This window comes from Limimaricola hongkongensis DSM 17492 (genome assembly GCF_000600975.2).
GTDB classification, from domain to species: domain Bacteria; phylum Pseudomonadota; class Alphaproteobacteria; order Rhodobacterales; family Rhodobacteraceae; genus Limimaricola; species Limimaricola hongkongensis.
Window position 1 is genome coordinate 401,260 of the sequence record NZ_KK088652.1, and the last position, 25,561, is coordinate 426,820.

At 69.5% G+C, this 25,561-nt stretch carries 31 protein-coding genes; 15 read left to right on the plus strand and 16 right to left on the minus strand.

The window, feature by feature from the left end; all coding sequences use genetic code 11:
- The first annotated feature begins 37 nt into the window (after positions 1–37).
- The 4 genes from LOKHON_RS10290 to LOKHON_RS10305 are packed head-to-tail and all read left to right on the plus strand — an operon-like array spanning position 38 to position 2,971.
- The gene (locus LOKHON_RS10290) at positions 38–712 is read left to right on the plus strand and encodes a cell division ATP-binding protein FtsE (RefSeq protein WP_017929573.1); all 675 of its coding nucleotides are present in this window, start codon (positions 38–40) and stop codon (positions 710–712) included.
- Positions 709–1,617, plus strand: coding sequence for a cell division protein FtsX (locus LOKHON_RS10295; protein ID WP_017929574.1), 909 nt, complete (start codon positions 709–711; stop codon positions 1,615–1,617). The genes LOKHON_RS10290 and LOKHON_RS10295 overlap by 4 nt, the downstream gene beginning before the upstream one ends.
- Positions 1,614–2,366 (plus strand): lysophospholipid acyltransferase family protein, encoded by a 753-nt coding sequence (locus LOKHON_RS10300; RefSeq protein ID WP_017929575.1) that lies wholly within the window; start codon positions 1,614–1,616, stop codon positions 2,364–2,366. The genes LOKHON_RS10295 and LOKHON_RS10300 overlap by 4 nt, the downstream gene beginning before the upstream one ends.
- A complete protein-coding gene (locus tag LOKHON_RS10305) occupies positions 2,366–2,971 on the plus strand; it encodes a pyridoxamine 5'-phosphate oxidase family protein (RefSeq protein ID WP_017929576.1) in 606 nt (201 codons plus the stop codon). Before LOKHON_RS10300 ends, LOKHON_RS10305 begins: the two co-directional genes overlap by 1 nt.
- Before the next feature lie 61 nt (positions 2,972–3,032).
- On the opposite strand, the gene LOKHON_RS10310 is transcribed toward LOKHON_RS10305, so the two are convergent.
- Positions 3,033–3,995 carry an acetyl-CoA carboxylase carboxyltransferase subunit alpha gene (locus tag LOKHON_RS10310; RefSeq protein WP_017929577.1) on the minus strand — a complete coding sequence of 321 codons (963 nt, stop codon included), beginning with the start codon at positions 3,993–3,995 and terminating at the stop codon, positions 3,033–3,035.
- A gap of 136 nt (positions 3,996–4,131) precedes the next feature.
- On the opposite strand from LOKHON_RS10310, the gene LOKHON_RS10315 reads away from it, so the two are divergent.
- The 5 genes from LOKHON_RS10315 to LOKHON_RS10335 all read left to right on the plus strand — a co-directional run bounded on the left by LOKHON_RS10315 (position 4,132) and on the right by LOKHON_RS10335 (position 6,763).
- A complete protein-coding gene (locus LOKHON_RS10315) occupies positions 4,132–4,671 on the plus strand; it encodes a hypothetical protein (protein WP_017929578.1) in 540 nt (179 codons plus the stop codon).
- A gap of 7 nt (positions 4,672–4,678) precedes the next feature.
- A complete protein-coding gene (locus LOKHON_RS10320) occupies positions 4,679–4,876 on the plus strand; it encodes an aa3-type cytochrome c oxidase subunit IV (protein ID WP_425412389.1) in 198 nt (65 codons plus the stop codon).
- 3 nt (positions 4,877–4,879) lie between these two features.
- Positions 4,880–5,491 carry a hypothetical protein gene (locus LOKHON_RS10325; RefSeq protein ID WP_017929580.1) on the plus strand — a complete coding sequence of 204 codons (612 nt, stop codon included), beginning with the start codon at positions 4,880–4,882 and terminating at the stop codon, positions 5,489–5,491.
- A 79-nt stretch (positions 5,492–5,570) separates the two neighbouring features.
- Positions 5,571–6,185 (plus strand): molybdenum cofactor guanylyltransferase MobA, encoded by a 615-nt coding sequence (gene mobA / locus LOKHON_RS10330; RefSeq protein WP_017929581.1) that lies wholly within the window; start codon positions 5,571–5,573, stop codon positions 6,183–6,185.
- Positions 6,182–6,763, plus strand: a complete 582-nt coding sequence (locus tag LOKHON_RS10335; protein WP_017929582.1) for a GNAT family N-acetyltransferase — start codon at positions 6,182–6,184, stop codon at positions 6,761–6,763. The genes mobA and LOKHON_RS10335 overlap by 4 nt, the downstream gene beginning before the upstream one ends.
- A gap of 4 nt (positions 6,764–6,767) precedes the next feature.
- Here the strand turns inward: LOKHON_RS10335 and LOKHON_RS10340 are convergent, their stop codons facing one another.
- Positions 6,768–7,718 carry a hypothetical protein gene (locus LOKHON_RS10340; RefSeq protein ID WP_026147610.1) on the minus strand — a complete coding sequence of 317 codons (951 nt, stop codon included), beginning with the start codon at positions 7,716–7,718 and terminating at the stop codon, positions 6,768–6,770.
- Between the two features lie 28 nt (positions 7,719–7,746).
- On the minus strand, positions 7,747–8,217 hold the full coding sequence (gene greA, locus LOKHON_RS10345) for a transcription elongation factor GreA (protein ID WP_017929584.1): 471 nt from the start codon (positions 8,215–8,217) through the stop codon (positions 7,747–7,749).
- Positions 8,218–8,447: 230 nt separating this feature from the next.
- Here greA and LOKHON_RS10350 point away from each other — a divergent pair, with 230 nt between their 5' ends.
- The 3 genes from LOKHON_RS10350 to LOKHON_RS10360 all read left to right on the plus strand — a co-directional run bounded on the left by LOKHON_RS10350 (position 8,448) and on the right by LOKHON_RS10360 (position 12,774).
- On the plus strand, positions 8,448–10,118 hold the full coding sequence (locus tag LOKHON_RS10350; protein ID WP_017929585.1) for an electron transfer flavoprotein-ubiquinone oxidoreductase: 1,671 nt from the start codon (positions 8,448–8,450) through the stop codon (positions 10,116–10,118).
- A gap of 134 nt (positions 10,119–10,252) precedes the next feature.
- Entirely contained in the window at positions 10,253–11,914 is a 1,662-nt protein-coding gene (locus tag LOKHON_RS10355) for a tetratricopeptide repeat protein (RefSeq protein ID WP_033315674.1), read from the plus strand.
- Positions 11,914–12,774 (plus strand): 4-(cytidine 5'-diphospho)-2-C-methyl-D-erythritol kinase, encoded by an 861-nt coding sequence (locus LOKHON_RS10360; protein ID WP_017929587.1) that lies wholly within the window; start codon positions 11,914–11,916, stop codon positions 12,772–12,774. The genes LOKHON_RS10355 and LOKHON_RS10360 overlap by 1 nt, the downstream gene beginning before the upstream one ends.
- 15 nt (positions 12,775–12,789) lie before the next feature.
- Here LOKHON_RS10360 and LOKHON_RS10365 read toward each other — a convergent pair whose 3' ends face one another.
- Entirely contained in the window at positions 12,790–13,788 is a 999-nt protein-coding gene (locus tag LOKHON_RS10365) for a polyprenyl synthetase family protein (protein ID WP_017929588.1), read from the minus strand.
- 50 nt (positions 13,789–13,838) lie between these two features.
- Between LOKHON_RS10365 and LOKHON_RS10370 the strand changes: the two genes are divergently transcribed.
- From LOKHON_RS10370 to LOKHON_RS15535, 3 genes are all read left to right on the plus strand, one after another.
- Entirely contained in the window at positions 13,839–14,051 is a 213-nt protein-coding gene (locus tag LOKHON_RS10370) for a putative signal transducing protein (protein ID WP_017929589.1), read from the plus strand.
- Complete coding sequence (locus tag LOKHON_RS10375; RefSeq protein WP_017929590.1) at positions 14,032–14,796, plus strand: tRNA1(Val) (adenine(37)-N6)-methyltransferase; 765 nt, start codon at positions 14,032–14,034, stop codon at positions 14,794–14,796. The genes LOKHON_RS10370 and LOKHON_RS10375 overlap by 20 nt, the downstream gene beginning before the upstream one ends.
- 127 nt (positions 14,797–14,923) lie before the next feature.
- Positions 14,924–15,091, plus strand: a complete 168-nt coding sequence (locus tag LOKHON_RS15535; RefSeq protein WP_017929591.1) for a YdcH family protein — start codon at positions 14,924–14,926, stop codon at positions 15,089–15,091.
- Positions 15,092–15,353: 262 nt separating this feature from the next.
- Here LOKHON_RS15535 and phbB read toward each other — a convergent pair whose 3' ends face one another.
- The 12 genes from phbB to LOKHON_RS10435 form a co-directional block, all read right to left on the minus strand.
- Positions 15,354–16,079, minus strand: a complete 726-nt coding sequence (gene phbB / locus LOKHON_RS10380; protein ID WP_017929592.1) for an acetoacetyl-CoA reductase — start codon at positions 16,077–16,079, stop codon at positions 15,354–15,356.
- Between the two features lie 58 nt (positions 16,080–16,137).
- Positions 16,138–16,965, minus strand: coding sequence for a patatin-like phospholipase family protein (locus LOKHON_RS10385; RefSeq protein WP_017929593.1), 828 nt, complete (start codon positions 16,963–16,965; stop codon positions 16,138–16,140).
- A gap of 1 nt (position 16,966) precedes the next feature.
- Positions 16,967–18,142, minus strand: coding sequence for an acetyl-CoA C-acetyltransferase (locus LOKHON_RS10390; protein WP_017929594.1), 1,176 nt, complete (start codon positions 18,140–18,142; stop codon positions 16,967–16,969).
- 73 nt (positions 18,143–18,215) lie between these two features.
- Positions 18,216–19,022 (minus strand): EAL domain-containing protein, encoded by an 807-nt coding sequence (locus tag LOKHON_RS10395; RefSeq protein ID WP_017929595.1) that lies wholly within the window; start codon positions 19,020–19,022, stop codon positions 18,216–18,218.
- Between the two features lie 66 nt (positions 19,023–19,088).
- Positions 19,089–19,529: a molybdenum cofactor biosynthesis protein MoaE gene (locus LOKHON_RS10400; RefSeq protein ID WP_017929596.1), complete on the minus strand. Its 441-nt coding sequence runs from the start codon at positions 19,527–19,529 to the stop codon at positions 19,089–19,091.
- Between the two features lies 1 nt (position 19,530).
- The gene (gene moaD, locus LOKHON_RS10405) at positions 19,531–19,779 is read right to left on the minus strand and encodes a molybdopterin converting factor subunit 1 (protein ID WP_017929597.1); all 249 of its coding nucleotides are present in this window, start codon (positions 19,777–19,779) and stop codon (positions 19,531–19,533) included.
- The gene (gene pgsA, locus LOKHON_RS10410; RefSeq protein WP_017929598.1) at positions 19,776–20,471 is read right to left on the minus strand and encodes a CDP-diacylglycerol--glycerol-3-phosphate 3-phosphatidyltransferase; all 696 of its coding nucleotides are present in this window, start codon (positions 20,469–20,471) and stop codon (positions 19,776–19,778) included. Before pgsA ends, moaD begins: the two co-directional genes overlap by 4 nt.
- A 190-nt stretch (positions 20,472–20,661) precedes the next feature.
- Entirely contained in the window at positions 20,662–22,536 is a 1,875-nt protein-coding gene (uvrC, locus tag LOKHON_RS10415) for an excinuclease ABC subunit UvrC (RefSeq protein WP_026147613.1), read from the minus strand.
- A 290-nt stretch (positions 22,537–22,826) separates the two neighbouring features.
- On the minus strand, positions 22,827–23,609 hold the full coding sequence (locus LOKHON_RS10420; protein ID WP_017929600.1) for an SDR family oxidoreductase: 783 nt from the start codon (positions 23,607–23,609) through the stop codon (positions 22,827–22,829).
- Positions 23,606–24,556 (minus strand): calcium/sodium antiporter, encoded by a 951-nt coding sequence (locus tag LOKHON_RS10425; protein ID WP_017929601.1) that lies wholly within the window; start codon positions 24,554–24,556, stop codon positions 23,606–23,608. The genes LOKHON_RS10420 and LOKHON_RS10425 overlap by 4 nt, the downstream gene beginning before the upstream one ends.
- A complete protein-coding gene (locus tag LOKHON_RS10430; RefSeq protein ID WP_017929602.1) occupies positions 24,556–24,735 on the minus strand; it encodes a hypothetical protein in 180 nt (59 codons plus the stop codon). Before LOKHON_RS10430 ends, LOKHON_RS10425 begins: the two co-directional genes overlap by 1 nt.
- Positions 24,736–25,530 carry a S49 family peptidase gene (locus LOKHON_RS10435; RefSeq protein WP_017929603.1) on the minus strand — a complete coding sequence of 265 codons (795 nt, stop codon included), beginning with the start codon at positions 25,528–25,530 and terminating at the stop codon, positions 24,736–24,738.
- Positions 25,531–25,561: the final 31 nt, after the last annotated feature.

Sequence of the window (25,561 nt, forward strand, 5' to 3'; positions counted from 1 at the left end):
GAAGAGGGGAACGACCAACACAGCGGGTGATCGGCAGGTGATCGAACTTCGGGACGTGGCCTATAGTTACGGCGGAGGAGAGCTGTTCTCCGGCCTGTCGCTGTCGCTCGCGCCGGGGTCGTTCCACTTCCTGACCGGCCCCTCCGGCGCCGGCAAGACGACGCTGCTGAAGCTGTGCTACGGCGATCTCGTGCCGACCTCCGGCGAGGTGGCGCTGTGGGACGAGGCGACCACCGGCATGGCGCGCGACGGGCTCGCGCTCAACCGCCGCCGGATCGGCGTGGTGCACCAGGATTGCCAGTTTCTCGACCACCTGCCCTTGCGCGACAACGTGGCGCTGCCGCTCACGGTGGCGGGCCGCCATCACGAGGCCGAGGCCTATCTGCCGGATCTTCTGGCATGGGTCGGGCTGTCGCGCCACGCCGACCGCCGCCCGCCCGAACTGTCGGGCGGCGAACGGCAGCGTGCGGCGCTCGCCCGCGCGGTGATCATGTCGCCCGAAGTGATCATCGCCGACGAGCCCACCGGCAATATCGACTGGGACATGTCGCAGCGGCTTCTGGCGCTGCTGGTGGAGCTGAACCGCATGGGCAAGGCGGTGCTGGTGGCCACGCATGACATGAACCTGATCCGCTCGGCCAAGGCGCAGGTCGCGGTGCGCACGCTTCGGCTCAAGGACCGGCAGCTGATCGCCGCGGGGGCCGAATTGTGAGACCCGCCATCCGCACCGCTCTGGCGCTGCTCGCCGGTGACGCGCAGGCCGACCGCTCCGTGCCGCCCACCGGCTTCACCGCGCGGCTGACGCTGTTCACCGCCGCCGCCATGGCGCTGCTCACGGTGTTCGCGCTGTCGCTGTCGCTGGCGGCGGGGCGGCTCGCCACGCGCTGGTCGGACGATCTGGCGCAGACCGCGACCCTGCGCATCTCGGCCCCCGCCGAACAGATGGACGCGCAGACCGCCGCGGCGCTGGAGGTGCTGCGCACCACGCCCGGCGTCGCCACGGCCCGCGCGCTCACCCAGGAAGAGGAACAGGCCTTGCTGACACCATGGTTCGGACCGGACCTGCCGCTCGGCACGCTGCCGGTCCCCAAGCTGATCGAGATCACCGAAGAAGGGCGCGGCATCGACGCCACCGGCCTGCGCGCCCGGCTGCAGGCCGAGGTGCCCGGCGCGGTGCTCGACGACCATACCCGCTGGCGCGAACCGCTGGTGGCCGCCGCCGGGCGGCTGCGCGGCTTGGGCGCGCTGGCGATCGTGCTGATCGGCGCCTCGACGGCGGCGATGATCACGCTGGCGGCGCAATCGGCGCTCTCGGCCAACGCGCAGGTGATCCGGGTGCTGCGGCTAGTGGGGGCGCGCGACGCCTATATCGCCCGCGCCTTCGTGCGCCGTTTCACGCTGCGGGCGCTGACCGGGGCGGCGGCGGGCACGCTGGCGGGCGCGGTGCTTGTGGCGCTGTTGCCGGGCGGGTCCGACGAGGCGCGCGGCGTGCTCACCGGGATCGGCTTTTCGGGCGGCGACTGGCTCTGGCTGCCGCTGATCCCGCCGCTCGCCGCCGCCGTGGCCTTTGCCGCGACCCGCGGCGCCGCGCGGCGCATGCTGGAGCGGCAGTCGTGAGCGGGCTGGCCCATGCGTGGCGCTGGTTGCGCAGCCTCGTCTTCAGCGTGACGATCTATGCCGCGATGCTGCCGATCGGGCTGGCCTACCTGCCATGGACCATCGCCCATCGCGACGGCGCGGTGGCCGCGGCGCATCGCTGGTGCCGTTTCGTGACATGGCTGGCGCGGGTGCTTCTGGGGCTGCGCTGCGAGGTGCGCGGCACGCCGCCCGAGGGCGAGGTGATGATCGCGGCCAAGCATCAGAGCTTTCTCGACATCATCCTGATCTACGGCGCCGTGCCGCGTGGCCGGTTCATCATGAAAAAGGAGCTGGTCTACGCGCCGATCCTCGGCCAGATCGCGCTCCGGCTGGGCTGCGTGCCGGTCGATCGCGGCAAGCGCGGCGCCGCCATCAAGCAGATGATGGCCGATGTGCGCGCGGGGCGCGCCGATCCCGGCCAGCTGATCATCTATCCGCAGGGCACGCGCGTCGCACCCGGCGTCGCCGCGCCCTACAAGATGGGCACCGCCGCGCTCTACCGCGAGCTGGGCCAGCCCTGCGTGCCGGTGGCCTGCAATGTCGGCGTGTTCTGGCCCAAGCGCGGCGTGCTGCGTCGCCCCGGCACCGCCATCGTCGAATTCCTGCCCGAGATCCCGGCGGGGCTCGCCGCGCCCGATTTCATGGCGCGGCTGGAGCAGGAGATCGAGACGCGCTCCGACAGGCTGCTGGCCGAGGCCGGGTTCCCGATCGCCGTGGGACCGCGCTGATGCGCCGGATCGAGACGATCGAGGCGCTGGAGCGGCTCTACGAGCGCAAGCCCGCGGGCGCGGCGCTCGACAAGGTGACCGACCGGCTGACGCCCGCTCAGGCGCGCTGGATCGGCGCCGCGCGGTTCTGCGTGCTGTCCACGGTCGGCCCCGAGGGCACCGATGCCAGCCCGCGCGGCGATGACGGCCCGGTGGTCGAGATCGCCGATCCGCGCACCCTGCTGATGCCCGACTGGCGCGGCAACAACCGGATGGATTCGCTGCGCAACATCGTCCGCGACGGGCGAGTGAGCCTGATGTTCATGGTGGCGGGGTCGACCATCGTGATGCGGGTCAACGGCCGCGCCGTGATCAGCGACGATCCCGAACTGACGGGGCGCTTCGCCCATGAGGGACGGCATCCCAGATCGGTAATCGTGGTGACACTGGCCGAGGCCTATCCGCAATGCGCCAAGGCGCTGATGCGCTCGGGGCTGTGGAGCCGCGGCGACGAGAGCGGGGACCTGCCCGGCCTCGGCACGCTGATCGAGGAGGCGAAGGCCGGGTTCGACGGCGCGGCATTCGATGCCGAATGGCCGGGACGCGCGAAGACCACCATGTGGTAGCGCCCGGCGTCGCCGTCGCGCCATGCGTATTTTCGGAATGGTGAGGTGAAGGGGGCCGCGCTCAGGCGGCCAGCCCCTTCGAGCCGAGATCGAGATATTTCTTGCGGCGGTCGGCGCGCACAGCCTGACCGTCCATGCCCTCCAGCTCGCCGAGCATCTTCTCGATCTCGCGACCCACCGCGTCGATCGCGGCCTCCGAATCGCGATGCGCGCCGCCCAGCGGCTCCGCCACGATCCGGTCGCACACGCCCAGCTCCTTGAGCTCCTGCGCCGTCAGGCGCAGCGCCTCGGCGGCCTCGCGCATCTTCTCGGCGTCCTTCCACAGGATCGAGGCGCAGCCCTCGGGCGAGATCACCGAGTAGATCGAATGCTCCAGCATCGCGACGCGGTTGGCGGTGGCAAAGGCCACGGCCCCGCCCGAGCCGCCCTCGCCGATGATCACCGAGACCAGCGGCACTTCGATCTGCAGGCACTTCTCGGTCGAACGCGCGATCGCCTCGGACTGGCCGCGCTCCTCCGCGCCCTTGCCCGGATAGGCGCCGGGCGTGTCGACGAGGGTGACGACGGGCAGGCCGAAGCGATGCGCCAGATCCATCAGCCGGATCGCCTTGCGGTAGCCCTCGGGGCGGGCCATGCCGAAATTGCGCTCGATGCGGCTCTTGGTGTCGTTGCCCTTCTCGTGGCCGATCACCACCACCGGGCGGCCATTGAGACGCGCGAGACCGCCCATCACGGCGTGGTCGTCGGCGAAGTTGCGGTCGCCGGCGAGCGGCGTGTACTCGGTGAAGAGCCGCTCGATGTAATCCTTGCAATGCGGCCGCTCGGGATGGCGCGCGACCTGGCATTTGCGCCAGGGCGTCAGGCTGCCGTAAAGCTGCGACAGCATGTCGTGGCTCTTGCGGTCGAGCGCGGCGGCCTCCTTCTCGACATCCATCTCGGGGCTGCGCTTGGCCAGCGCGCGCAGCTCCTCGGCCTGGCCTTCGATCTCGGCGAGCGGCTTCTCGAATTCGAGGTAGATGGTCATGCAAAGGCCCCTGCGGTTGCTCGTGGCCGTATATGACGCGTCCCGCGGCCCCATGCAACTCGCCCGCCGCCGCTTGACGCCCGGCGCGCCGGGACCATCCTGTCCCGGCGCACCCCGCGCGCAAGGAGGGACCGCCATGGCCGACCACATCATCGCCACCGCCGCCGAGGCGCTGGAGGCCGAGGCGCTGCCCCGGCTGCACGAGGTGCGCGCCGATGTCGCCGCGCCCTGCACGCCCGAAACCCTGCCTCCGGCGCTGCGCCGCCCCGCCGAAGGCAAGAGCCCGGCCCGTTGGGCCTATGAGCGGCTGATCCACTACATTTCCCGCTTCGAAGACGGGCTGGAGCCGGGCGAAGAGGTCGCCATGGCGATGACCGGCGGCCATTCGGGCGTGCTGCGCATCCAGGGCATGGGCTATTTCGACCCCGACATCGTCACCTTCTACGGCATCGACCCGTCGGGCGCGAAGACCCAGCTGATCCAGCATGTCAGCCAGCTATCGGTGATGCTGCGCGCGGCGCCGCGCCCGCGCCCCGAGGCCCCGCCCGAACGGATCGGCTTCCGGCTCGCGCGCGAGCTGGAGGATGAAGACGGGGACGGGCAAGCGAAGGAGAAAGAGCCCGCCGGAGAGGACCGCGGGGCACAGGGACCCGATGCCGCGCCCGAGGCATCGTGACAAGCCGGTGGATTCGGTCTACTTCACGGCCCGATACGCCAGTTTCGAGGATCACCAGATGGCCGACGATCAGCACAACCACGTCCATGGCAGCATGGACATCACCGACCAGGAACGCACCTTCGACGGCTTCATGAAGCTGGTGACGCGCGGCACCATCGCGATCATCGTCGCCCTGATCCTGCTGGCGCTGGTCAACGCCTGACCCATGCGGCGGCGCGTCTTTCTCATGGCCGCGCCGCTGGCGCTTGCCGGGTGCGGCAGCGGCGAGGCGGTCTGGGCGCCGGAAGCGGCGGTCGCCCGCGCGCGCTACCGCCATGACGGCCCGCCGGCGCTGACGCTCTACACCGTCAACAATCTCGGCACCGGCAACGGCGCGCATTCCGCGCTCTTGATCAACGCCTCCGAGCGGGTGCTGTTCGACCCGGCGGGCAGCTTCGGCCACGGCTCGATCCCCGAGCGCAACGACGTGCTGTTCGGGATGCATCCGCAGGCGGTCGACGCCTATGCCTCCTACCATTCCCGTGCCTCCTACGTGACGGTGGAGCAGGTCGTCGAGGTGCCGGCCCCCACCGCCGAGCGGGCGCTTCGGCTGGCGCTCGGGGCGGGGCCGGTGGCGCAGGCGCATTGCACGCGCGTCACCTCCGGGCTGCTGGCGCAGCTTCCCGGCTTCGAAGGCATCGACCGGACCTGGTTTCCGCACAAGCTGATGGCCGATTTCGGCGCCCTGCCCGGCGTGGTGACCACCGAGCACAACGAGAACGACAGCGACAGCCTGACCGACGCCCGCCGCGCCGTCGCGCGCCGGCTCGAAAGCTGAACCGCCCCCCCGGCACTGGCCTGCGCCCGCCATCGCCGCTATGTGCGCAGCAAGGGCGACACGGCGCGGGAGCGAGACGATGGACCATCCGATCGAGGCGCCGCCGGGAGTGATCCTCGCGGGGGGGCTGTCGGGCCGCATGGGCGGCGGCGACAAGGGGCTCGTGCGATTGCGGGGCCGGTCGCTTCTGGCACATGTCATCGACCGCGTCTCGCCGCAGGTGCCGGCGCTGGCGCTCAACGCCAATGGCGACCCGACCCGGTTTTCGGGATTCGGTCTCGATGTCATCCCCGACCCCCTGCCTGGCCATCCCGGCCCGCTGGCGGGGGTGCTGGCGGCGATGGGCTGGGCGCGCGCGCGCGGCGCGGCATGGGTGCTCACCGTGCCCTGCGATGCGCCGTGGCTGCCGGGCGACCTGGTGCCGCGCCTGATCATGGCCGCCGAAGGAGCGGACGGATTTGCCGTGGCGGAATGCGGCGGGCGGCTGCACCCGGTCTGCGGGCTCTGGCCGGTGCGGCTGCACGACCGGCTCGCCTCCGACATCGCGGGAGGCGCGCGGCGCATCGGCGACTGGGCATTGTCGCAGGGGGCGGCGCGCGCGGCGTTTCCCGGCGGCACGCCGGACCCCTTTGCCAACCTCAACACGCCCGAGGATGTCGCCCGCGCCGATCCGCGGCCCGAGGCCCCTGCGTGAAGATCGCGCCGGGCTTCGCCGCGGCCGAGCGCCCGCGCATCGCGGCGCTTTACTGGGAGGCCTTCGGCCCCAAGCTTGGCCGGGTGCTGGGCCCGCGGCCCCGGGCGCTGCGCTTCATCGAGGTGGCGCTCGATCCGGCCCATGCGCTTTGCGCGCGCGAGGCCGACGGCACGCTTCTGGGCGTGGCGGGGTTCAAGACGGCGCATGGCGCGCTGGTCTCGGGCGGGCTGCGCGGCATGCGTGCCGCCTATGGCGGCGTGGGGGCGACGTGGCGGGCGGGGCTTCTGGCGCTGCTGGAGACCGATGTGGACAACCGCCGCTTTCTGATCGACGGGATCTTCGTGGCGCCGGAGGCGCGCGGGCGCGGCGTCGGCTCGCGGCTGATCGAGGCGCTGGCGCAGGAAGCCCGCATGCGCGGCCATGCCGAGATCCGGCTCGAGGTGATCGACGAGAACCCGCGCGCCCGCGCGCTGTACGAACGGCGCGGCTTCGTGGCGGCGGAGCATCACCCGCTGGGACCGCTCAGGATGATCTTCGGCTTTCGCGCGGCGACGACGATGATTCGCAGGCTCGGCTGACCGATCAGGCGAAATTGCCCGCCGCGGCGCCCAGCAGGCGAAAGGCCCGCCCGGTGCGGGTTTCGGCCAGAAGCGCGATCTCCTCGTCCTCGGCCCCGTCGCAATACTCGTCGAGCATCCGGTCGTAGAGCCGCAGGAAATGCTGCGCGGTGTCGCGGAAGATCGTGTCCGCCGCCATCCGCTCCGCCGCGACCCCGGCAAAGCCGTCGGCATCGAGCCCCTCCGACAGCGGCGCCAGCACGGCGCCCCTTTCGCCGCGAGCCAGCGCGCGCCATGCCTCCGTCGGGACGGCGGGCGGGGCGAGATCGTCCATGTAGATGCCGTCCTGGCTCAGCAGCGTCAGCACGTCCTGGCTGGCCTGGATCAGCTGGCGCGCGCGGGTGTCGCGCAGCGCCGCGCGCAGGGCCGCGAATCCCTCGAGATCCTGGTCGTTGTCGGGAAAGTTCAGCGCGCGCGCCATCTCGGCCCGGCCCAGCGCGGGGGCGGGCGGCGGGGCGGGCGCTTCTTCGGGCTGCTCGGGTTCGGGGTCGGGCTCCACGGGGCGGCTGACGCCAAAGCCCGCCAACGCGGTTTCGGTCTGCCGCGCGGCGCGCTCGATGGTGGCGAGGCGGCGGTCGATCTCGGGCGACAGCCCGCCGCGCGACTGGGTGCGCAGGCTGCGCTGCAGGGTCTGGATCTCGGCCCGAAGCCGGTGCGATTCCTCGCGCGCGGTGCGCGAGGCATGGCTGGCGAACAGCCCCATCCAGAGCAGCGCCACGGGCACCACGACCACCAGCACCGGCCCGACCAGCGGCTGACCGCCGATCGCCATGGCGCCGCCCGCCAGCAGCACCCAGGCAAGGCTCGCGCCCGCCGCGATGCGCTCGGCACGGCCCATCCGCTCCCACGGGGCGGCGCTGTCCGTCGCAAGGCTGGGCTCGGGCCGGGCTTCGTGGCCCTCAGGATCGTCGCTCATACCGCCCTTTCGGGCCGCTGCCGCGGCCTCAAGAATAGCTGACGCTCAGGATCTCGTAGGATTTCTCGCCGCCCGGCGTGCGCACCTCGACGCTGTCGCCCTCGTCCTTGCCGATCAGCGACCGCGCCAGCGGCGACTTGATGTTGAGACGGCCCGCCTCGATGTCGGCCTCGTATTCGCCGACGATCTGGTAGGTCTTCTCCTCGTCGGTGTCCTCGTCGACCAGCTTCACGGTCGCGCCGAACTTGATCGAGCCCTTCATCTTCGAGGTGTCGATCACGTCGGCGAGACCGATCACGCCTTCGAGCTCCTTGATCCGGCCCTCGATGAAGCTCTGCTTCTCCTTGGCCGAATGATACTCGGCGTTTTCCGAGAGGTCGCCATGCGCGCGCGCCTCCGAGATCGCCGCGATGATCGCCGGGCGCTCGACCGTCTTCAGGTGCTTCAGCTCCGCGTCGATCTTGGCGAAACCGGCGCGCGTCAGCGGGATCTTTTCCATTCTCTCTAGCCTTTCCCCCGTCCGGGGCCCGTGCAACACCGGACGTTCTAACCCCGCGGGGCGGGACGAAGTCAAGCCCGCGCCCCGGCGGCGGCGGCGACCCGCCCGGCGACGCAGCCCGCCCGGCCCGCATCGCCGCCCGCACAGCATGGCGCGGGGTCGCAATTGTGCGTGCCGGGCGCATGCGATAGGCCTTGGCGCGGAGCAGGAGAGCCAGCAGGGACACCACCATGACCGACGCCACCAGCCAGACCGAAACCCGCCCCGAGCGCGAGGCGATGGAATACGACGTGGTGATCGTCGGCGCGGGGCCCGCGGGCCTCTCGGCGGCGATCCGGCTCAAGCAGCTCGACCCCGAAACTTCGGTCGTCGTGCTGGAAAAGGGCTCCGAGGTCGGTGCCCATATCCTGTCGGGCGCGGTGCTCGACCCCTGCGGGCTCGACCGGCTGCTGCCCGACTGGCGCGAGATGGGCGCGCCGATCACCGTGCCGGTCAAGGACGACCAGTTCCTGATGCTGGGCGAGGCCGGATCGGTGCGCATCCCCAACGCCGTGATGCCGCCGCTGATGAACAACCACGGCAACTACATCGTCTCGATGGGCAATGTCTGCCGCTGGATGGCCGAAAAGGCCGAGGAGCTGGGCGTCGAGATCTTTCCGGGCATGGCCTGTTCGGAGATCGTCTGGGGCGAGGATGGCCGCGTCGCGGGCGTGGTCGCGGGCGAATTCGGCCGCAACCCCGACGGCACGCCGGGACCGGGCTACGAGCCGGGCATGGAGCTGCTGGGCAAATACGTCTTCCTCGGCGAAGGCGTGCGCGGCTCGCTGTCCAAGCAGGCGATCGAGCGCTTCGGGCTCGACGAGGGCCGCGAGCCGCAGAAATACGGGCTCGGCATGAAGGAGATCTGGGAGATCGACCCGGCCAAGCATTCCGAGGGCCGCGTGGTGCACACCATGGGCTGGCCGCTGAATAAGAACGCCGGCGGCGGCTCGTTCATCTACCACCTCGACAACAACCAGGTCTATGTCGGCTTCGTGGTGCATCTGGGCTACAAGAACCCCTATCTGCGCCCCTACCAGGAATTCCAGCGCTTCAAGCACCACCCCGTGGTGGCCGAGCTTCTGAAGGGCGGCAAGCGCGTGGCCTACGGCGCCCGCGCGATCACCGAGGGCGGCTGGCAGTCGCTGCCGAAGACCGCCTTTCCGGGCGGCGCGCTGCTGGGCTGTTCGGCGGGCATGGTCAACGTGCCGCGCATCAAGGGCAACCACAACGCCATGCTGTCGGGCATCCACGCCGCCGAGGCCGCGCATGAGGCGATCGCCGCGGGCCGCGCCGGCGACGTGCTCGACGGCTATGACACCGCGGTGCGCGAAGGCGCGATCGGCGCCGATCTCAAGAAGGTGCGCAACGTCAAACCGCTCTGGTCGCGCTGGGGGCTCACCGCGTCGATGGCGCTGGGCGGGTTCGACATGTGGACCAACACGCTGGGCTTTTCGCTTCTGGGCACGATGGGGCATGGCAAGTCGGATGCCGAGGCGACCGAACCGGCCAAGGATCACGTGGAGATTGCGTATCCCAAGCCCGACGGGGTTCTGAGCTTCGACCGGCTGACCAATGTCAGCTTCTCGGGGACCAACCACGAGGAAAGCCAGCCCTGCCATCTCAAGCTCCGGGATCCAAGCGTTCCGATCGCGCGCAACCTGCCGGTCTTTGCCGAGCCCGCGCAGCGATATTGCCCGGCGGGGGTCTACGAAGTCGTTGAAAAGGATGACGGACCCGAATTCGTGATCAATTTTCAAAACTGCGTGCACTGCAAGACCTGCGACATCAAGGATCCCAGCCAGAACATCGTCTGGACGGTGCCGCAGGGGGGCGACGGGCCGAACTACCCGAACATGTGATCGCGGATATCCGCCTGCCCGAAGGAACCCGCATTGCGCGGTCACGTTACGCTCACTAGCGTACCCGCCAATGTGATGACCGGAACGGCAGGAGCAAATTCATGGTGATCCATCAGCTGCGAGTCTTGGCCTTCATGACCGGACTCGCTGCGGCCCTCCCTGTGGCCGCGCAGACGACTCGGACCGATGCAGGCCCCTATCTGGCGGCACGCGCGGCAGCGTCAGCTCAGGATTACACCGCCGCAGCCGACTGGTTCCAGACCGCGCTTGGCGCCGATCCGCGCAACCCCGTGTTGCTCGAAGGCGCCATCGCGGGACTTGTCGCCACCGGCGACATCTCCGAAGCCCTGCCGCTGGCCGAACGGCTGCGCGAGACCGGCGCCAGCAGCCAGGTCGCCAACATGGTGCTGCATCTCGATGCGGCGCAGCGCGGCGACTGGGACGCGATCTTCGAACTGCTCGAAGCCGATCGCGGCGTCGGGCCGCTAGTCGACGGGCTGACCCGCGCCTGGGCGCGGATCGGCCAGGGCCGCATGGACCAGGCGCTCTTTGCCATCGAGGAGGTGATCGAAACCCCCGGCCTGCGCGGCTTCGGCCTCTATCACAAGGCGCTGGCGCTGGCCTCTGCGGGGGATTTCGAAGGCGCCGACACGATCCTGTCGGAGGCGCCCGGCAACGGCCTGCCGATGACCGAGCCGGTGCTTCTGGCCCATGCGCAGGTGCTCGCGCAGCTCGACCGCCCCGACGAAGCCGTCGCCCTGCTCGACGCGGCGGGCCGCGGCGCGCCGGTGCTCGACGCGATGCGCGAGAAGATCGCCTCCGGCGCCCCGGTCGAATGGGATTGCGTCACCGCCCCCGCCGACGGGCTGTCCGAGCTTTATATCTCGGTCGCGGGCGCGCTGAGCAGCGAAGCCCCCGATTCCTACGTGCTGCTCTATGCGCGCAGCGCGATGGCGCTCGACCCCGACCGGGTCGACGGTCTGCTGCTCGCCGCCGGGATCCTCGAACGGGTCGAGCGCGACGATCTCGCGCAGGCGGTCTATGCCCGCGTCCCCGACACCCACCCCGCCCATGTCACCGCCGAGCTGGGCCGTGCCGAGGTGCTGCGCCGCTCGGGCGAGCCGGCCCGCGCGCTCGAGGTGCTCGAACGCCTGACCCGAACCGCCCCCGATCTCGCCGAGGTGCAGGTGGCGCTGGGCGATCTGCGCCGCGCCGAAAGCGCGCCGGCCGAGGCCGAGACCGCCTATGGCCGCGCGATCCAGATCGCGGGCGAGACGGCGCCCTGGTGGCTCTACTACATGCGCGGCGTCACCCGTCACGGCATGGACGACTGGGCCGGCGCCGAGGCCGATTTCCGCGCCGCCCTCGACCGTGACGCGGAGCGCGCCGAGGTGCTGAACTATCTGGGCTACTCGCTGGTCGAACGCGGCGAAAAGCTCGACGAGGCGTTGCAGATGATCGAGCTGGCGGTGCGCGCCCAGCCCGACAACGGCGCGATCGTCGACAGCCTCGGCTGGGCCCAGTTCAAGCTGGGCCGTTACCGCGAATCGGTCGACAACCTCGAACGCGCCGCCGCGCTCGAACCGGCTGACCCGATCGTCAACGACCATCTCGGCGACGGCTACTGGGCCGTGGGCCGGACGATCGAAGCGCGGTTCCAGTGGCAGCGCGCGCTGTCCTTCGGCCCCGAGCCCGCCGCTGCCGAACGGATCCGCCGCAAGCTGGCCGAAGGTCTCGACGCGGTGCTGGCGGCCGAAGGCGGCTCGCCGCTGCGGCAGGTCGCGGAGAACCGTTGATGCCGCTCGACAAGGGGCTCGCGCCCGCGAAGATCAATCTCGCGCTCCACGTCACCGGCCTGCGCGCCGGTGGCTATCACCTGCTCGACAGCCTCGTGGCCTTTGCCGGGGTGGGCGACCAGCTCACGGCGCTCCCCGCCGCCGAGCTGACGATCGAGGTGACGGGACCGTTTTCCCAGGGCGTGCCGGTGGATGAAGGCAACTCGGTGCTGCGCGCGGCAAGGATGCTGCAGGCGGCGCGCGGCGTGACGCAGGGGGCCAAGATCAGGCTGACCAAGACGCTGCCGCATGCCGCAGGCATCGGCAGCGGCTCCTCGGACGCGGCGGCGGCGCTCAGGCTCCTGTCACAGGTCTGGGGGGTGGAGAACTTCGCGCCCACGGACCCGGAGGTGCTGGAGCTGGGCGCCGATGTGCCGGTCTGCCTGCACGCTCCCGTCCCGGCCCGGATGCGCGGCATCGGCGAGGATCTGGAAACGCTGCCTGCCCTGCCCTCCTGCGGGCTGGTGCTGGTCAATCCCGGCGTCGAGGTGCCGACGGGCCGGGTCTTCGACAAGCTGGAGCGGTCGGACAACAGCGGCATGGACGCCGTGCCCGCCGGGCTCGACTATGCCGGGCTGGTCGAATGGCTGGGCGCGCAGCGCAACGATTTGCAGGCCCCTGCCGAGGCGATCGCGCCGGAGATCGCCCGCGCGTTGAAACGACTTCGGGCGATGCCCGGCGTCGATCTGGCGCTGATGTCCGGCTCGGGCGCGACCTGCATCGGTCTCACCCGCGACATGGGCCGCGCGCGGCAGGTCGCCCGCGCGATCCAGCTGTCGGAAATGGGCTGGTGGGTGGCGCCCGCGCCGCTGCTCAACTAGGGCGGCGGTGCCGGGTCAGCTGATCCGTTCGACCACGTAATCGGCAAGATCCTCGAGCATCTCGCGCAGGTCGTGATCGGGCAGGTCGCGCAGGCTGTCGCGCGCGCGCCCCGCCCAGTCGAGCGCGGTGCGCCGCGTGCTTTCCAGCGTGCCATGCCGCGCCAGAAGCGCCTGCGCGTGGTCGAGATCGCCCTCTTCGACCCTTCCCCGGCCGATGCAGCGCGCCCAGAAGGCCCGCTCGTCGGCATCGGCCCGCGCCACGGCGCGGATCACCGGCAGGGTCAGCTTGCCTTCGCGGAAATCGTCGCCCACCGATTTGCCGATCGCCGCCGTGCCGCCGTAATCGAGCAGGTCGTCGACGATCTGGAACGCGATGCCGAGCGCATCGCCATAGGCGCGCAGCGCCGCCACCCGGCCCTCCGGCGCGCCGGCGATGATGCCGCCCACCTCGGTCGCCGCCGAGAACAGCGCCGCCGTCTTGCCGCGCACGACGCGCAGATAGGTGTCCTCGGTGGTGTCGAGATTGCGCGACGCGGTGAGCTGCAGCACCTCGCCCTCGGCGATGGTGGCGCTGGCATTGGCGAGGATGTCGAGCACGCGCAGCGAGCCGGTTTCCACCATCAGCTGGAACGAGCGCGCAAAGAGATAATCGCCCACCAGCACCGACGACGTGTTGTCCCACAAAAGGTTCGCGGTGGGGCGCCCGCGCCGCTGCTTGCTGTCGTCGACCACGTCGTCATGCAAGAGCGTCGCGGTGTGGATGAACTCCACCGTCGCGGCGAGATGCACGTGGAAGGGGCCATCATAGCCGCACAGCCGCGCGGCGGCGAGCGTCAGCATCGGCCGCAGCCGCTTGCCCCCCGCCTCGACCAGATGCGCGGTGACCTCGGGAATGCGGGGCGCGTGTTCGGACGCCATGCGGTCGCGGATCATCGCGTTGACGGCCTCCATATCCCCTGCGAGGGCCCGTGAGAGGCGGTCATGCGGCTTGGCGGTATCGGCGGCGAGATCCATGGGCGTCGGTCTTCTCGACAAGGACGACGGAACGCCCTAGCTGGTTGCGGATGAAAGAGCTTCTGCGCAGCAACGACCCGACGGTCATCGCCTTTGCCACCGCCCTTCTGAACGGCGAGGGTATAGACTGCTTCGAGTTGGACGTAAACACGAGCATCCTCGAAGGATCGATCGGCATCCTGCCGCGCCGCCTGATGGTGCGCGCGGCCGACCTGACGGCTGCACAGCGGGCGATGCGCGACAATGACATCGATCTGGCCTGACGCGGCGCTGACCCGCGATGCCTTTCTCGGCGGCGCGGTGACGCTGATGCAGCCGCGGCGCGGCTACCGGGCAGGAACCGATCCGGTGCTTCTGGCCGCCGCGACCGGGGCCGAACCGGGGCAGAGCGTGCTGGAGCTGGGCTGCGGCGCGGGGGCGGCGCTGATGTGCCTTGCCGCGCGGGTGCCGGGGCTCGACCTCTGGGGGGTCGAGCTCCAGCCGCCCTATGCCGATCTGGCGCGGCGCAACGCGGCGCTGAACGGCGTGGCGGCGTCGATATTCGGCGCCGACCTGCGGGCGATGCCGCCAGAGCTCCGGGCGCGGCGCTTCGACCATGTCATCGCCAACCCGCCCTATTTCGACCGCGCCCATTCGCGCCCCGCCCCCGACGCCGCCAAGGAAACCGCCTTCGGCGCGCCGCTGCCGCTGCCTGACTGGGTCGATGCCATGGCGCGCCGGGTCGCGCCGCTGGGGCGGCTGACGATGATCCAGCGCGCCGACCGCCTGCCCGAGATCATCGCGGCGCTTTACGGGCGGATGGGCGGGATCGCGGTGCGGCCGCTGGTGTCGCGCGCGGGCCGCGACGCCGAACGGGTCGTCGTCACCGCCCGGCAAAGCGGTCGCGCGGCCTTTCGACTCGCCGCGCCGCTGGTGCTGCATGCGGGCGCGCGGCACGTGTCGGATGCCGGCGATTTCACCCCTGAGGCGGAAGAGATCCTGCGCCACAGGGGGAAGTTGCGCATCTGACCCCCTGCGCCTTGCGATATTTCGCCGAAGCCATGGATAAAGGATCAATCCGTCGCATCGAGCAGGTGACAGATTTGCAAAACCGTGCTCGACTGGACCTGTCGCAACCAGACACGGGAGTATTTTCATGAGCCTGACATCGCATCTGGAAGAACTGCGCCGGAAACACCAGACCCTTTCGCAGGAGGTGGAGGTGGCCCAGAGAACGCCTTCCACAAGCGACCATGAAATCGCTCAGATGAAGAAGCGCAAGCTCATGCTGAAGGAAGAAATCACGCGGCTCACACCGCACTAGACCTGCCGCGCGCCGGGGTGCGCCCCGCCGCGCGTCCTCCCCCCGGGGACGGCGCCGGGTTCCGCGATCCGGCCCCGCCCCCGCCGAAAGGTGCCCGCGCCACGGCGACGGGCGCCTTTTTTCTTTCGGTCACGTTCTTTCGGTCACGGCGCATCCCGGCCACAGGATAAAGGGCGCGCCTTGGCAAAGGAAACCGCCGCCAAAGGCCCGCGCATGTCGAAAAGGGGCAGGCCGGTGCCGCCCACCCCTGTCTCGCGGTCGTTCAGGCGAGGTATTGGCCGCCATTGGCCGAGAGCGTCGAACCGGTGACGAAACCGCCGGCATCGGAGGCGAGGAACACCACGCAGCGCGCGATCTCCTCGGGCTCGCCCAGACGGCCCACCGGGATTTGCGGCAGGATCACCTCGTTCATCACCTTTTCAGGAATGGTGCTCATCATCTCGGTGTTGATGTAGCCCGGGCAGATCGCGTTGACGGTGATCCCGGCGCGCGCGCCTTCCTGCGCCAGCGCCTTGGTGAAACCGATGTCGCCCGCCTTGGCGGCGGCGTAGTTGGCCTGCGCGAACTGGCCCTTCTGGCCGTTGATCGAGGAGATGTTGATGACCCGCCCGAACTTGCGCTCGCGCAGACCCGGCCAGACACAATGGGTCATGTTGAACAGGCCGGTGAGGTTGGTGTCGATCACCTCGCGCCATTGCTGTGGCGTCATCTTGTGGAACGGCGCGTCGCGGGTGATGCCGGCATTGTTCACCAGAACCTCGATCGGGCCATGCGCCTCCTCGACCTGCGCGATTCCGGCCTGGCAGGCCTCGTAATCGCCGACATCCCATTTGTAGGTGGCGATGCCGGTTTCCTCGGTGAAGGCCTTGGCCTTCTCGTCATTGCCCGCATAGGTCGCGACGACCGTATAGCCCTCTGCCTTGAGCGCCTTGGAAATGGCCGCGCCGATGCCCCGGCTGCCCCCCGTCACAAGTGCCGTTCTCGCCATGCCTTCGCTCCCTCGCTATACGAAATGGTATGCGGAAAGCCTCTCGCATCACGTCGGGTCAGACAAGCCCAACCTCTTCGCAAAAGGTCTTTGCGTCGGCCGCTCCCTGATCCCAGGTGCGGCGCAGCTTGTCGGGATCGGTGAAATCGATCTTGTCGGCGGGGGTTTCGCCGGACGGCATCACGTAGCGCCGCCCCGGCACCTGCGGCAGCTTGCGATAGCGCCGGGTGAGCAGCACCAGCGTCTCGCCCTTATCGGGCTCCGGCATCGGCGCCTGATCGGCCATGCCGCCATCGACGACGGGCCGCCCCTCCCAGTCGGGCGGCTCGAACACCGGCGGGATCACGGCGGCGGCGCAGACGAGATCGACCAGCCGCCCCGCCTGCGCCGCCACGCGCGCATCGACAAGCTGGCAATCCAGCCCCAGCTTCGCGGCCCATGAGAAATGCGGCGAATTGATCAAATGCAGCTCCGCCTCGTAGGCGAGCGTCGCGGCGATACCGCTGATCTTGGGCAGCCCGCCCGCCGGCGGATGCGCGATCAGGATCTGCAGCTGCGGACCCTGCGCGACCTTATCGGCCGCCGCCGCGTCGAGCGTCTCCGAGACGACCTCGCAATAGATCCGCTGGTGCGGGCTGATGCCGCCCGCCTCGCGGTCAAAGAGGTTGCTGCCCTGATCCTCGAAGGCGGCGCACATCGCGTCGAGCAGCTTGCGCTCGCGCCCCGCCACGTGACAGGCCGCCGACAGCGCGCCGCCCGACACACCGGCGATGCGCTCGGGCGCTATGGCGGCGTGCTGGCCGAGGACCTCCATGAAGCCCCCCTGCCAGAAGCAGCGCAGACCGCCCCCCGAAAAGACGAGTTGCCGGGGCGCGGTCCAGCTCATCTCAGTCGCGCTCGATGCACAGCGCGACCCCCATGCCGCCGCCGATGCACAGCGTGGCGAGGCCCTTCTTGGCGTCGCGGCGCTGCATTTCGTGCAGCAGCGTGACGAGCACGCGGCAGCCGGACGCGCCGATCGGATGGCCGATGGCGATGGCGCCGCCATTGACGTTCACCTTGGCCGGATCCCAGCCCATTTCCTTGTTCACCGCCAGCGCCTGCGCGGCGAAGGCCTCGTTGGCCTCGATCAGGTCGAGATCGTCGACCGACCAGCCAGCCTTGTCGAGCGCCTTCTTCGAGGCATAGATCGGGCCTTCGCCCATATAGGCCGGGTCGAGACCGGCGGTGGCATAGGCCGCGATCCGGCCCAGCGGCGTGATGCCGCGGCGGCTCGCCTCCTCGACCGACATCAGCAGCGTGGCGGCGGCGCCGTCGTTGAGCCCCGAGGCGTTGGCCGCCGTCACGGTGCCGTCCTTGGCAAAGGCCGGGCGCAGCTTGGCCATGGCGTCGATGGTGGCGCCGTGGCGGATGTATTCATCGGCGTCGGTGACGATGTCGCCCTTGCGCGTCTTGACGGTGAAGGGAACGATCTCATTTTGGAAGCGCCCGTCCTTCTGGGCCGCCTCGGCCTTGTTCTGCGAGGCGACCGCGAATTCGTCCTGCATCTCGCGGGTGATCTGGTGACGGGCGGCCACGTTCTCGGCGGTGGTGCCCATGTGGTAGTCGTTGAAGGCGTCCCAGAGCCCGTCCTTGATCATCGTGTCGACGAGCTTCAGGTCGCCCATCTTCTGGCCCTGACGGATGGTCTGGGCATGCGGGGCGAGCGACATGCTCTCCTGCCCGCCGGCGCAGACGATGCTCGCATCGCCAAGCTGGATGTGCTGGGCGCCGAGCGCCACGGCGCGCAGGCCCGAGCCGCACACCTGGTTGAGCCCCCAGGCCGCCGCCTCCTGCGGCAGACCGGCAAGGATATGCGCCTGCCGCGCCGGGTTCTGGCCCTGCGCCGCGGTCAGCACCTGGCCGAGAATGGTCTCGCTCACGTCGGACTTGTCGACGCCCGCGCGCGACACGACCTCCTCAAGCACGGTCGCGCCAAGCTGGTGCGCGGGGGTGTTGGCGAAGGCGCCGCCGAAGCTGCCGACAGCGGTGCGGGCGGCCGAGGCGATAACGACATTGGTCATGAAACTCTCCCTGACAGTCGGGGCCGGCACGCGCCGGGGCCCGGATCGGGGCAGAGCCTAGCAGCCTCTCGGTTCAGGGCAACGCCATTCGGACCGGCGCGCGGGGCTGCCGCGCCGGACGGCCCCAGAGGTAGCCCTGCAGGCAATCCGCGCCGATCCCGGCGAGCATCCGCGCCTCGGCCCCGGTTTCGACGCCGCTGGCGACGCTGGCCATGCCGAACTGCCGCGCCACCGCGATGAGCGCGCCGCACAGCACCTGGTTGTCCGGGTCGTCCCCGATGCCGCGCACGAAATGCGCGTCGATCTTCACCATGTCGAACAGAAAATCGCGCAAATGGCGGAACGCCGTCTGCCCCGCCCCGAACTCGTCGAGCGCGAAGCTGACGCCGCGCGGGCGCATCTCGGCCATGAAACGGCAGACCACCTCCGGCAGGGCCATGGCCGAGCTTTCCGAAATTTCGAGGATCAGCCGTTCGCCCATGCCGGGCGCGCGGCCGAGCCCGTCATGCAGCGCGCGGCGCCAGCGCCCGTCGCCGATCGAACGGGCCGACATGTTGATCGACAATCGCAGCCGGGGCGCGCGGCGCAGCGCCTCCAGCCCCTCGCGCAGCGCGGCCCGGTCGAGATCGCGCCCCAGCGCCGTATCCTCGACACCGGGCAGGAAATGCCGCGCCGGAAGCAGCCGGCCCGCGTGATCGCGCAGCCGGATCAGCCCCTCGTGAAAGACGGGCATGCCGCTGCGCGCCACGATCACGGGCTGGTAGGCCAGCTCGGTGCGCCGCTCGGCCAGCGCCGCTTGCACGAGCCGCGGAATATCCGCCGCGTCGAGCGCGCGCACCTGCGCGAAGGGATCGGTGGGCGGATCGGTCCGTGGCGACATGGCGGCCCCTGTCCGTGACGATGTCGCCACCCTGCCGCCTTCGTCCTAAGGTGCGGTGAACGGGACCTACCAGCGCGACAGGGCGTCTTCGTCCTCGGGCGTCGCCTCGACCCAGTGTTCGCCCGCCTGCGTCACCTCCTTCTTCCAGAAGGGCGCGCGCGATTTGAGGTAATCCATCAGATATTCGGCCGCCTCGAAGGCGGCGCGGCGATGCGGCGCGGCCGTCGCCACCATCATGATCGGCTGGCCCACCGGCAGCGTGCCGAAACGGTGGATCACCACCAGATCGGCAAGATCCCAGCGCGCCTTGGCGGTTTCGGCGATGGCCGTGATCGCCTTTTCGGTCATGCCCGGATAGTGTTCGATCTGCATGTGCACCAGCCCGCCGTCGCGGTCGCGCACGATGCCGGTAAAGCTCACCACCGCGCCGACCTCGTGGCGGCCATGCGCAAAGGCATCGAGTTCGGCGCCCGCGTCGAACGGCGCCTCCTGCACGCGGATCTTCATCTCAGCCCCCGGTCATCGGCGGAAAGAAGGCCACCTCGCGCACGCCCGACAAGGGCGCCTCGAACTCCGACAGCTCCTGATCGAGCGCCACGCGCAGCGCCGAGACGTCCGAGAACGCCGCCGCGTACCGCTCTTCGCGGCCGCGCAGCTCCTCCACGAGATCGGCAACCGTGGCAGCCGTGGTCTCGATCCGCTCGCGCGGCAGGCCGATGCGCTCGCGCACCCAGGCGAAGTAGACGATTTCGATCATGGCGCGCGGCTCCGGTCGGCTTCGGGTTCGGGCGCGTCGCGCAGGAATGGCAGCGCCTTTGAGAAGTAATCCCAGCCGGTCATCAGCGTCAGGACCGCCGCCAGCCACAACAGCACGATGCCGGTCCACCAGCTGACGATCATGCCCCAGTATTTCCACACGAGCCCCAGCTCGTCAGGGGTGCCGCCCGAGAGAATCGACGCGACCATGGCCTCGTCCATGCCGAAGCTTTCCATGACGAAATAATGCTCGAACGCGCCGGTGGAAAACAGCACCGCGATGGCGACCATCTGTGCCGTGGTCTTCCACTTGGCAAGCTTGGTGACCTTCAACAGCCCCGCCTTGGACCCCAGAAACTCGCGCAGGCCCGAAACGAACACCTCGCGGAACAGGATCAGCGTCGCGGGCAGCAGGATCCACGGGTTCATGCCCGAAAACCCGGTGATGACCAAAAGCGCGATGATCACCATCGCCTTGTCGGCGATCGGGTCGAGCATCGCGCCGAATTTCGATTCCTGCTTCCACGCCCGCGCGAGGTAGCCGTCGAGAAAATCGGTCACGGCGGCGGTGACGAACAGCACCAGCGCGAACCAGTCGGCCCATGGCCGGATGAAGAACAGAAACATCACCGCGACGCCGGGAGCCGCCAGAAGCCGCAGGACGGTGAGGATGTTGGGCAGGGTCCATGTCATGCGCCAAGAGATAGCGCGGCAACCCCGGTCTTGCCATAGCCGCCCGGCCATTGTGTGCCCCGCCCGGCGGAGGCCGCGGGACATGCGTATTTTTGGAATGGTGAAATGGACGCGCGCCCTTCCCGTTCACCATTCCGCAAATACGCATGGCGCGCCACAGGCTCCGGGCGGAGCGCCTTGGCCTTGGGGATCAACCGTTCTCGTGGAAATGACCGTAGATCTTTTCCGCGAGGCTTTCGGAAATGCCCTGCACCGCCTTGAGATCGGCGAGGTTGGCGCGGCTCACCGCCTTGGCGGAGCCGAAATGCGCCAGAAGCGCGCGCTTGCGCGTGGCCCCCACCCCCGCGATCTCGTCGAGCGGCGTGGCGCCCACCGCCTTGGCGCGCTTGGCGCGGTGCGTGCCGATGGCAAATCGGTGCGCCTCGTCGCGCAGCCGCTGGACGAAGTAGAGAACCGGGTCGTTTCTGGGCAGCGCAAAGGGCCGCATCCCGGTGCGGTGGAACTCCTCCTTGCCGTGGTCGCGGTCGACGCCCTTGGCGACGCCGATCATCGCCACGTCGTCGATGCCCATCTCGTCGAGGATCTGCTGCACCGCGCTCACCTGCCCCGCGCCGCCATCGATCAGAAGAAGGTCGGGCCAGGCCGGGCTTTCGCGGTCGGGGTCTTCCTTCAGGAGCCGCGCGAAACGGCGCGTCAGCACCTCCTTCATCATGCCGAAATCGTCGCCCGGCGTGATCTCGGTGCCCTTGATGTTGAACTTGCGGTACTGGTCCTTCTCGAAGCCCTCGGGCCCGGCGACGATCATGCCGCCCACGGCATCCGTGCCCATGATGTGGCTGTTGTCGTAGACCTCGATCCGCCGCGGCGCCTCGTCGAGGCCGAAGGCCTCGGCCAGGCCGCGCAGCAGCCGGCCTTGGGTCGCCGTCTCGCTCATCTTGCGGGCAAGGCTTTCGCGCGCGTTGCGCTGCGCGCCCTCGACCAGCTCGGCCTTTTCGCCGCGCTGGGGCACGATCACCTCGACCTTGCGACCGAGCTTGTCCGACAGCGCCGTGGCCATCAGCTCGGGATCGTCGAGCCCGTGGCTCAACAGGATCTGCCGCGGCGGCTCGCGGTCGGAATAGAACTGCCCGACAAAGGCCTGCATGACCTCGGAAGGGTCCTCCTCGCCCGAGACGCGGGGGTAATAGTCGCGGTTGCCCCAGTTCTGGTTGCCGCGGATGAAGAACACCTGCACGCAGGCCTGACCGCCCTCGACATGAAGCGCGATCACGTCGGCCTCGGACACGCCGCGCGGGTTGATGCCCTGCGCGGTTTGCACCTGCGTCAGCGCCTTGATCCGGTCGCGCAGCGCCGCCGCGCGTTCGAACTCCATCGCGTCGGAGGCCTCGGCCATCTGGCGGCCCAGCACCTCCTGCACCTGAGTCGACTTGCCCGACAAGAACCGCACCGCGTCCTTGACCGAGGCCGCGTAATCCTCGGCGCTGATCTCGCCGGTGCAGGGCGCCGAGCAGCGCTTGATCTGGTGCAGCAGGCAGGGGCGCGTGCGGCCCTCGAACACCGAATCCGTGCAGTTGCGCAAAAGGAACGCCCGCTGCAGCTGGTTCAGCGTGCGGTTCACGGCCCCGGCGGAGGCGAAGGGGCCAAAGAACTGACCCGCGCCCTTGCGCGCGCCGCGATGCTTGCCGATCTGCGGAAACTCGTGATCCGAGATGTGGATGTTCGGGAACGACTTGTCGTCGCGCAACAGCACGTTGTAGCGCGGCTTGAGCTGCTTGATGAGGTTCTGCTCCAGAAGCAGCGCCTCGGTTTCCGTCCGGGTGGTGAGAAACATCATCGACGCGGTTTCGCGGATCATCCGGCTGATCCGCCCCGAATGGCCGGTGGGCCGGGCATAGCTCGACACACGGGCGCGCAGGTTGCGCGCCTTGCCGACATAGAGCACCCGGCTTTCGGCATCGAGCATGCGGTACACGCCGGGCGAGCCGTCGATCAGCCGCAGCTGCGAGCGGATCAGCTCATGGCCGGTCAGCGGGGTCTCGGGCGTGTCGGTCTGGGTGTCGGTCATGCGGTCCATATCGGCATCGGGCACTGGTCCTGCAATCTAGTTGTCCCGGCGTTTTGTGCAAAGCTGTCCACCGTTTCTGGGGATAAGCGGGTGGACAGCACCGGGACGGCGGGGATTAAGCGTGGAGAGTCAGGGGCTTGACGGAAATGCCCAAATCTTGGGCAGTGGCCAGGCCCCTGTTTTCCCTACGCAAACCGGCCCGGAGTGCGAAAACTTCACCCCTTGCCCGGTTCGGGACGAATTGCGCACAGCCCCGGTGGATGGGGCGGTGGATGGGGCTGTGCGCAAGATCAGTTGTGGCCCTGGACATCCGGGGTCTGCCAGCCCAGATGCTGGCCGCCATCGACGCACAGAAGCTGTCCCGTGACGCCCGGCGCGTCGAGGAAATAGCCAAGTGCTGCGCAGATGTCCTCGGGATTGGAGCCGCGCTCCAGCACCGTGTTGGCGCGCTGCGCGGCGTAATGCGCGTCGGACTGGTTGGCGCCCTGCAGCGTCGGGCCCGGCCCGATCGCGTTGACCCGAAGCCTTGGCGCCAGCGCCTGCGCGGCGGTGCGGGTAAAGGCCCACAGCCCCATCTTGGCGATGGTGTAGGACATGAAATCCGGCGTCAGCTTGCGCACACGCTGGTCGATGATGTTGACCACGAGACCCTGTGCCACCGGTTCGCCGCGCCCGTCGCGCGCCGGTTCGGGGATATGCGCGGCCATGGCCTGCGTCAGCACGACGGGCGCGCGCAGGTTGCTCTCCATCGCGCGGTCCCAGCTCTCGCGCGTGCCGCTTTCGATGCTGTCATATTCGAAGATCGAGGCGGAGTTGACGAGGCAGGTGACCGGCCCGCCAAGCGCCTCAATCGCGCGCGGGATCAGGTTTCGGGTCGCCGCCTCGTCGAGCAGGTCGGCCCCGAGCGCATGCGCCTCGCGGCCCGTGGCGCGGATCTCGGCCACGACCTCTTCGGCGGGGCCGCGCGAGGTGTTGTAATGCACGATCACATCATGGCCGCGCCGGGCCAGATCGAGCGCCATGGCGCGGCCGAGCCGCGCGCCCGCGCCGGTGACGAGCGCCCGCGCCCTCATGCCAGCACCGTCACGCCGTAGCCGACATAAAGCGCGGTCAGCGCCACGCCCCAGCCACGCGTCACGTCGCGCCCCCAATAGACGAAGGGCACCAGCAGCAGCGAGGCCGCCAGCATCACCCACAGGTCGAAGCCGAGGAAATCGGCGCCCACCGGGATCGGGCCGACGAGGCTCGCCACGCCGAGAATGCCGAGAAGATTGAACATGTTGGATCCGATCACGTTGCCCATTGCCACATCGGCCTCCCGCCGGATGGCGGCCATGACCGTGGTGGCAAGTTCGGGCAAGGAGGTGCCGATGGCAACCAGCGTCAGGCCGATGGCGGTGTCGGAGACACCGAAGGTCTCGGCGATCGAGACCGCGCCGGTGACCAGCAGATCGGCCCCCACCGGCAGGCCGATCACGCCGGCCAGCAGGTAGGCCGCGACCTTCCAGCCGCGCATCTTCGGATCGGCGCCCTCGACCTCTTCGTCATCGGTGCCATGGCCGTTGCCGTTGCGATGCCTGTGGGCGACGCGGGCGGCATAGATCAGCATCGCCGCCAGCGCGGCGAGCAGCAAAAGCCCCGCGCCCCACGAAAACACGCCCGTGAAGGCCAGCGCCATGAACAGCACGGTGGCGCCCATCATCTGCAAGAAGCTCGACCGGGTGTCGGCGCCGCCGCTCGCGTGCAGCGTGGTGATGAGAGCGGGGATGCCGAGCACCAGCAGCACGTTGGCGACGTTGGAGCCCACGACATTGCCCAGCGCGAGGCCCGGCGTGCCCTTGAGGATCGCGTCGACCGACACCAGCAGCTCGGGCGCCGAGGTGCCGAAAGCCACCACCGTCAGCGACACGATCAGCGCCGGAATGCCAAGGCGCAGGGCGAGGTTCACCGCCCCCTTCACCAGAGCGTCCCCCGCGAAGACGAGAAGCACCAGCCCCGCCGCCACCATCAGCCAATCCATCAAGTCCTGTCCTTTCCACAGGGGCACGGCCCCTTGCCTATCCTCGGCCGCCCGCAGGCGGCGCAGCGGCCGCCGCCCAAGAGACCCTTCGGCCCCCTGCCCTTGGGCAGCCGCAGTTTTCCGAACATGGCGAGCACGATCATGCCCACCAGAAACAGCGTGACGATCTTGATCAGCATCTAGAGGCCGAACCGGGCGAAGCCCGCGCGCTCCTCGACGGCGCCCATCGCGTCCTGCGCCAGCGTCGCGCCGAAGCGCGACAGCAAGGGCCGCTTCCTGGCGTAGCGGCGCAGCCGCACCTTGTCGCCGAACCGCGCCTTGAGGATCGGCACCAGATGCCCGATCCCGTCGGCGAGCCCCTTTTCGACCGCCCGCGCCCCGATCCAGATCTCCCCGGTGAACAGATCCGGGTCCTCGGCCAGCTTGGCGCCGCGCCGGGTCTTCACGTGGTCGATGAAATAGTCGTGCATCTCCGAGAGCCAGCGTTCGAGCCGGGCCACGTCCTCGGGTTTTTCGGGGCGGAACGGGTCGAGAAAGCTCTTGGATTTCCCGGCCGTGTGCACGCGCCGCTCGATTCCATTGCGCTCCAGCAGCTCATGCGCGCCGAAGCCCGCCGAGATGACCCCGATCGACCCCATGATCGAGCCGCGATCGGCAAAGATCTCGTCCGCCGCCGCCGCCAGCCAATAGCCGCCCGAAGCCGCCACGTCCTCGATGAAGGCGAGGACGGGGACGTTCTTTTCCTCCGACAACCTGCGGATGCGCGAGGCGATCAGCGAGGATTGCACCGGCGATCCGCCGGGCGAGTTGATCTCGATGGCGACGGCGGCGGGCTTGCCGCGCTTGAACGCCTTTTCGATCATCGCGGCGGTGCCCGCATCGTCGAGCCCGCGACCGCCGGCGCCGATGGCGCCCTGCAGGCGGATGACGGAAACGACGGGGCCCTTGGGGCGGAACGGCAGCCAGTTCATCATGGCTGACATCTAGGCCCCGCCCGGCCCCATC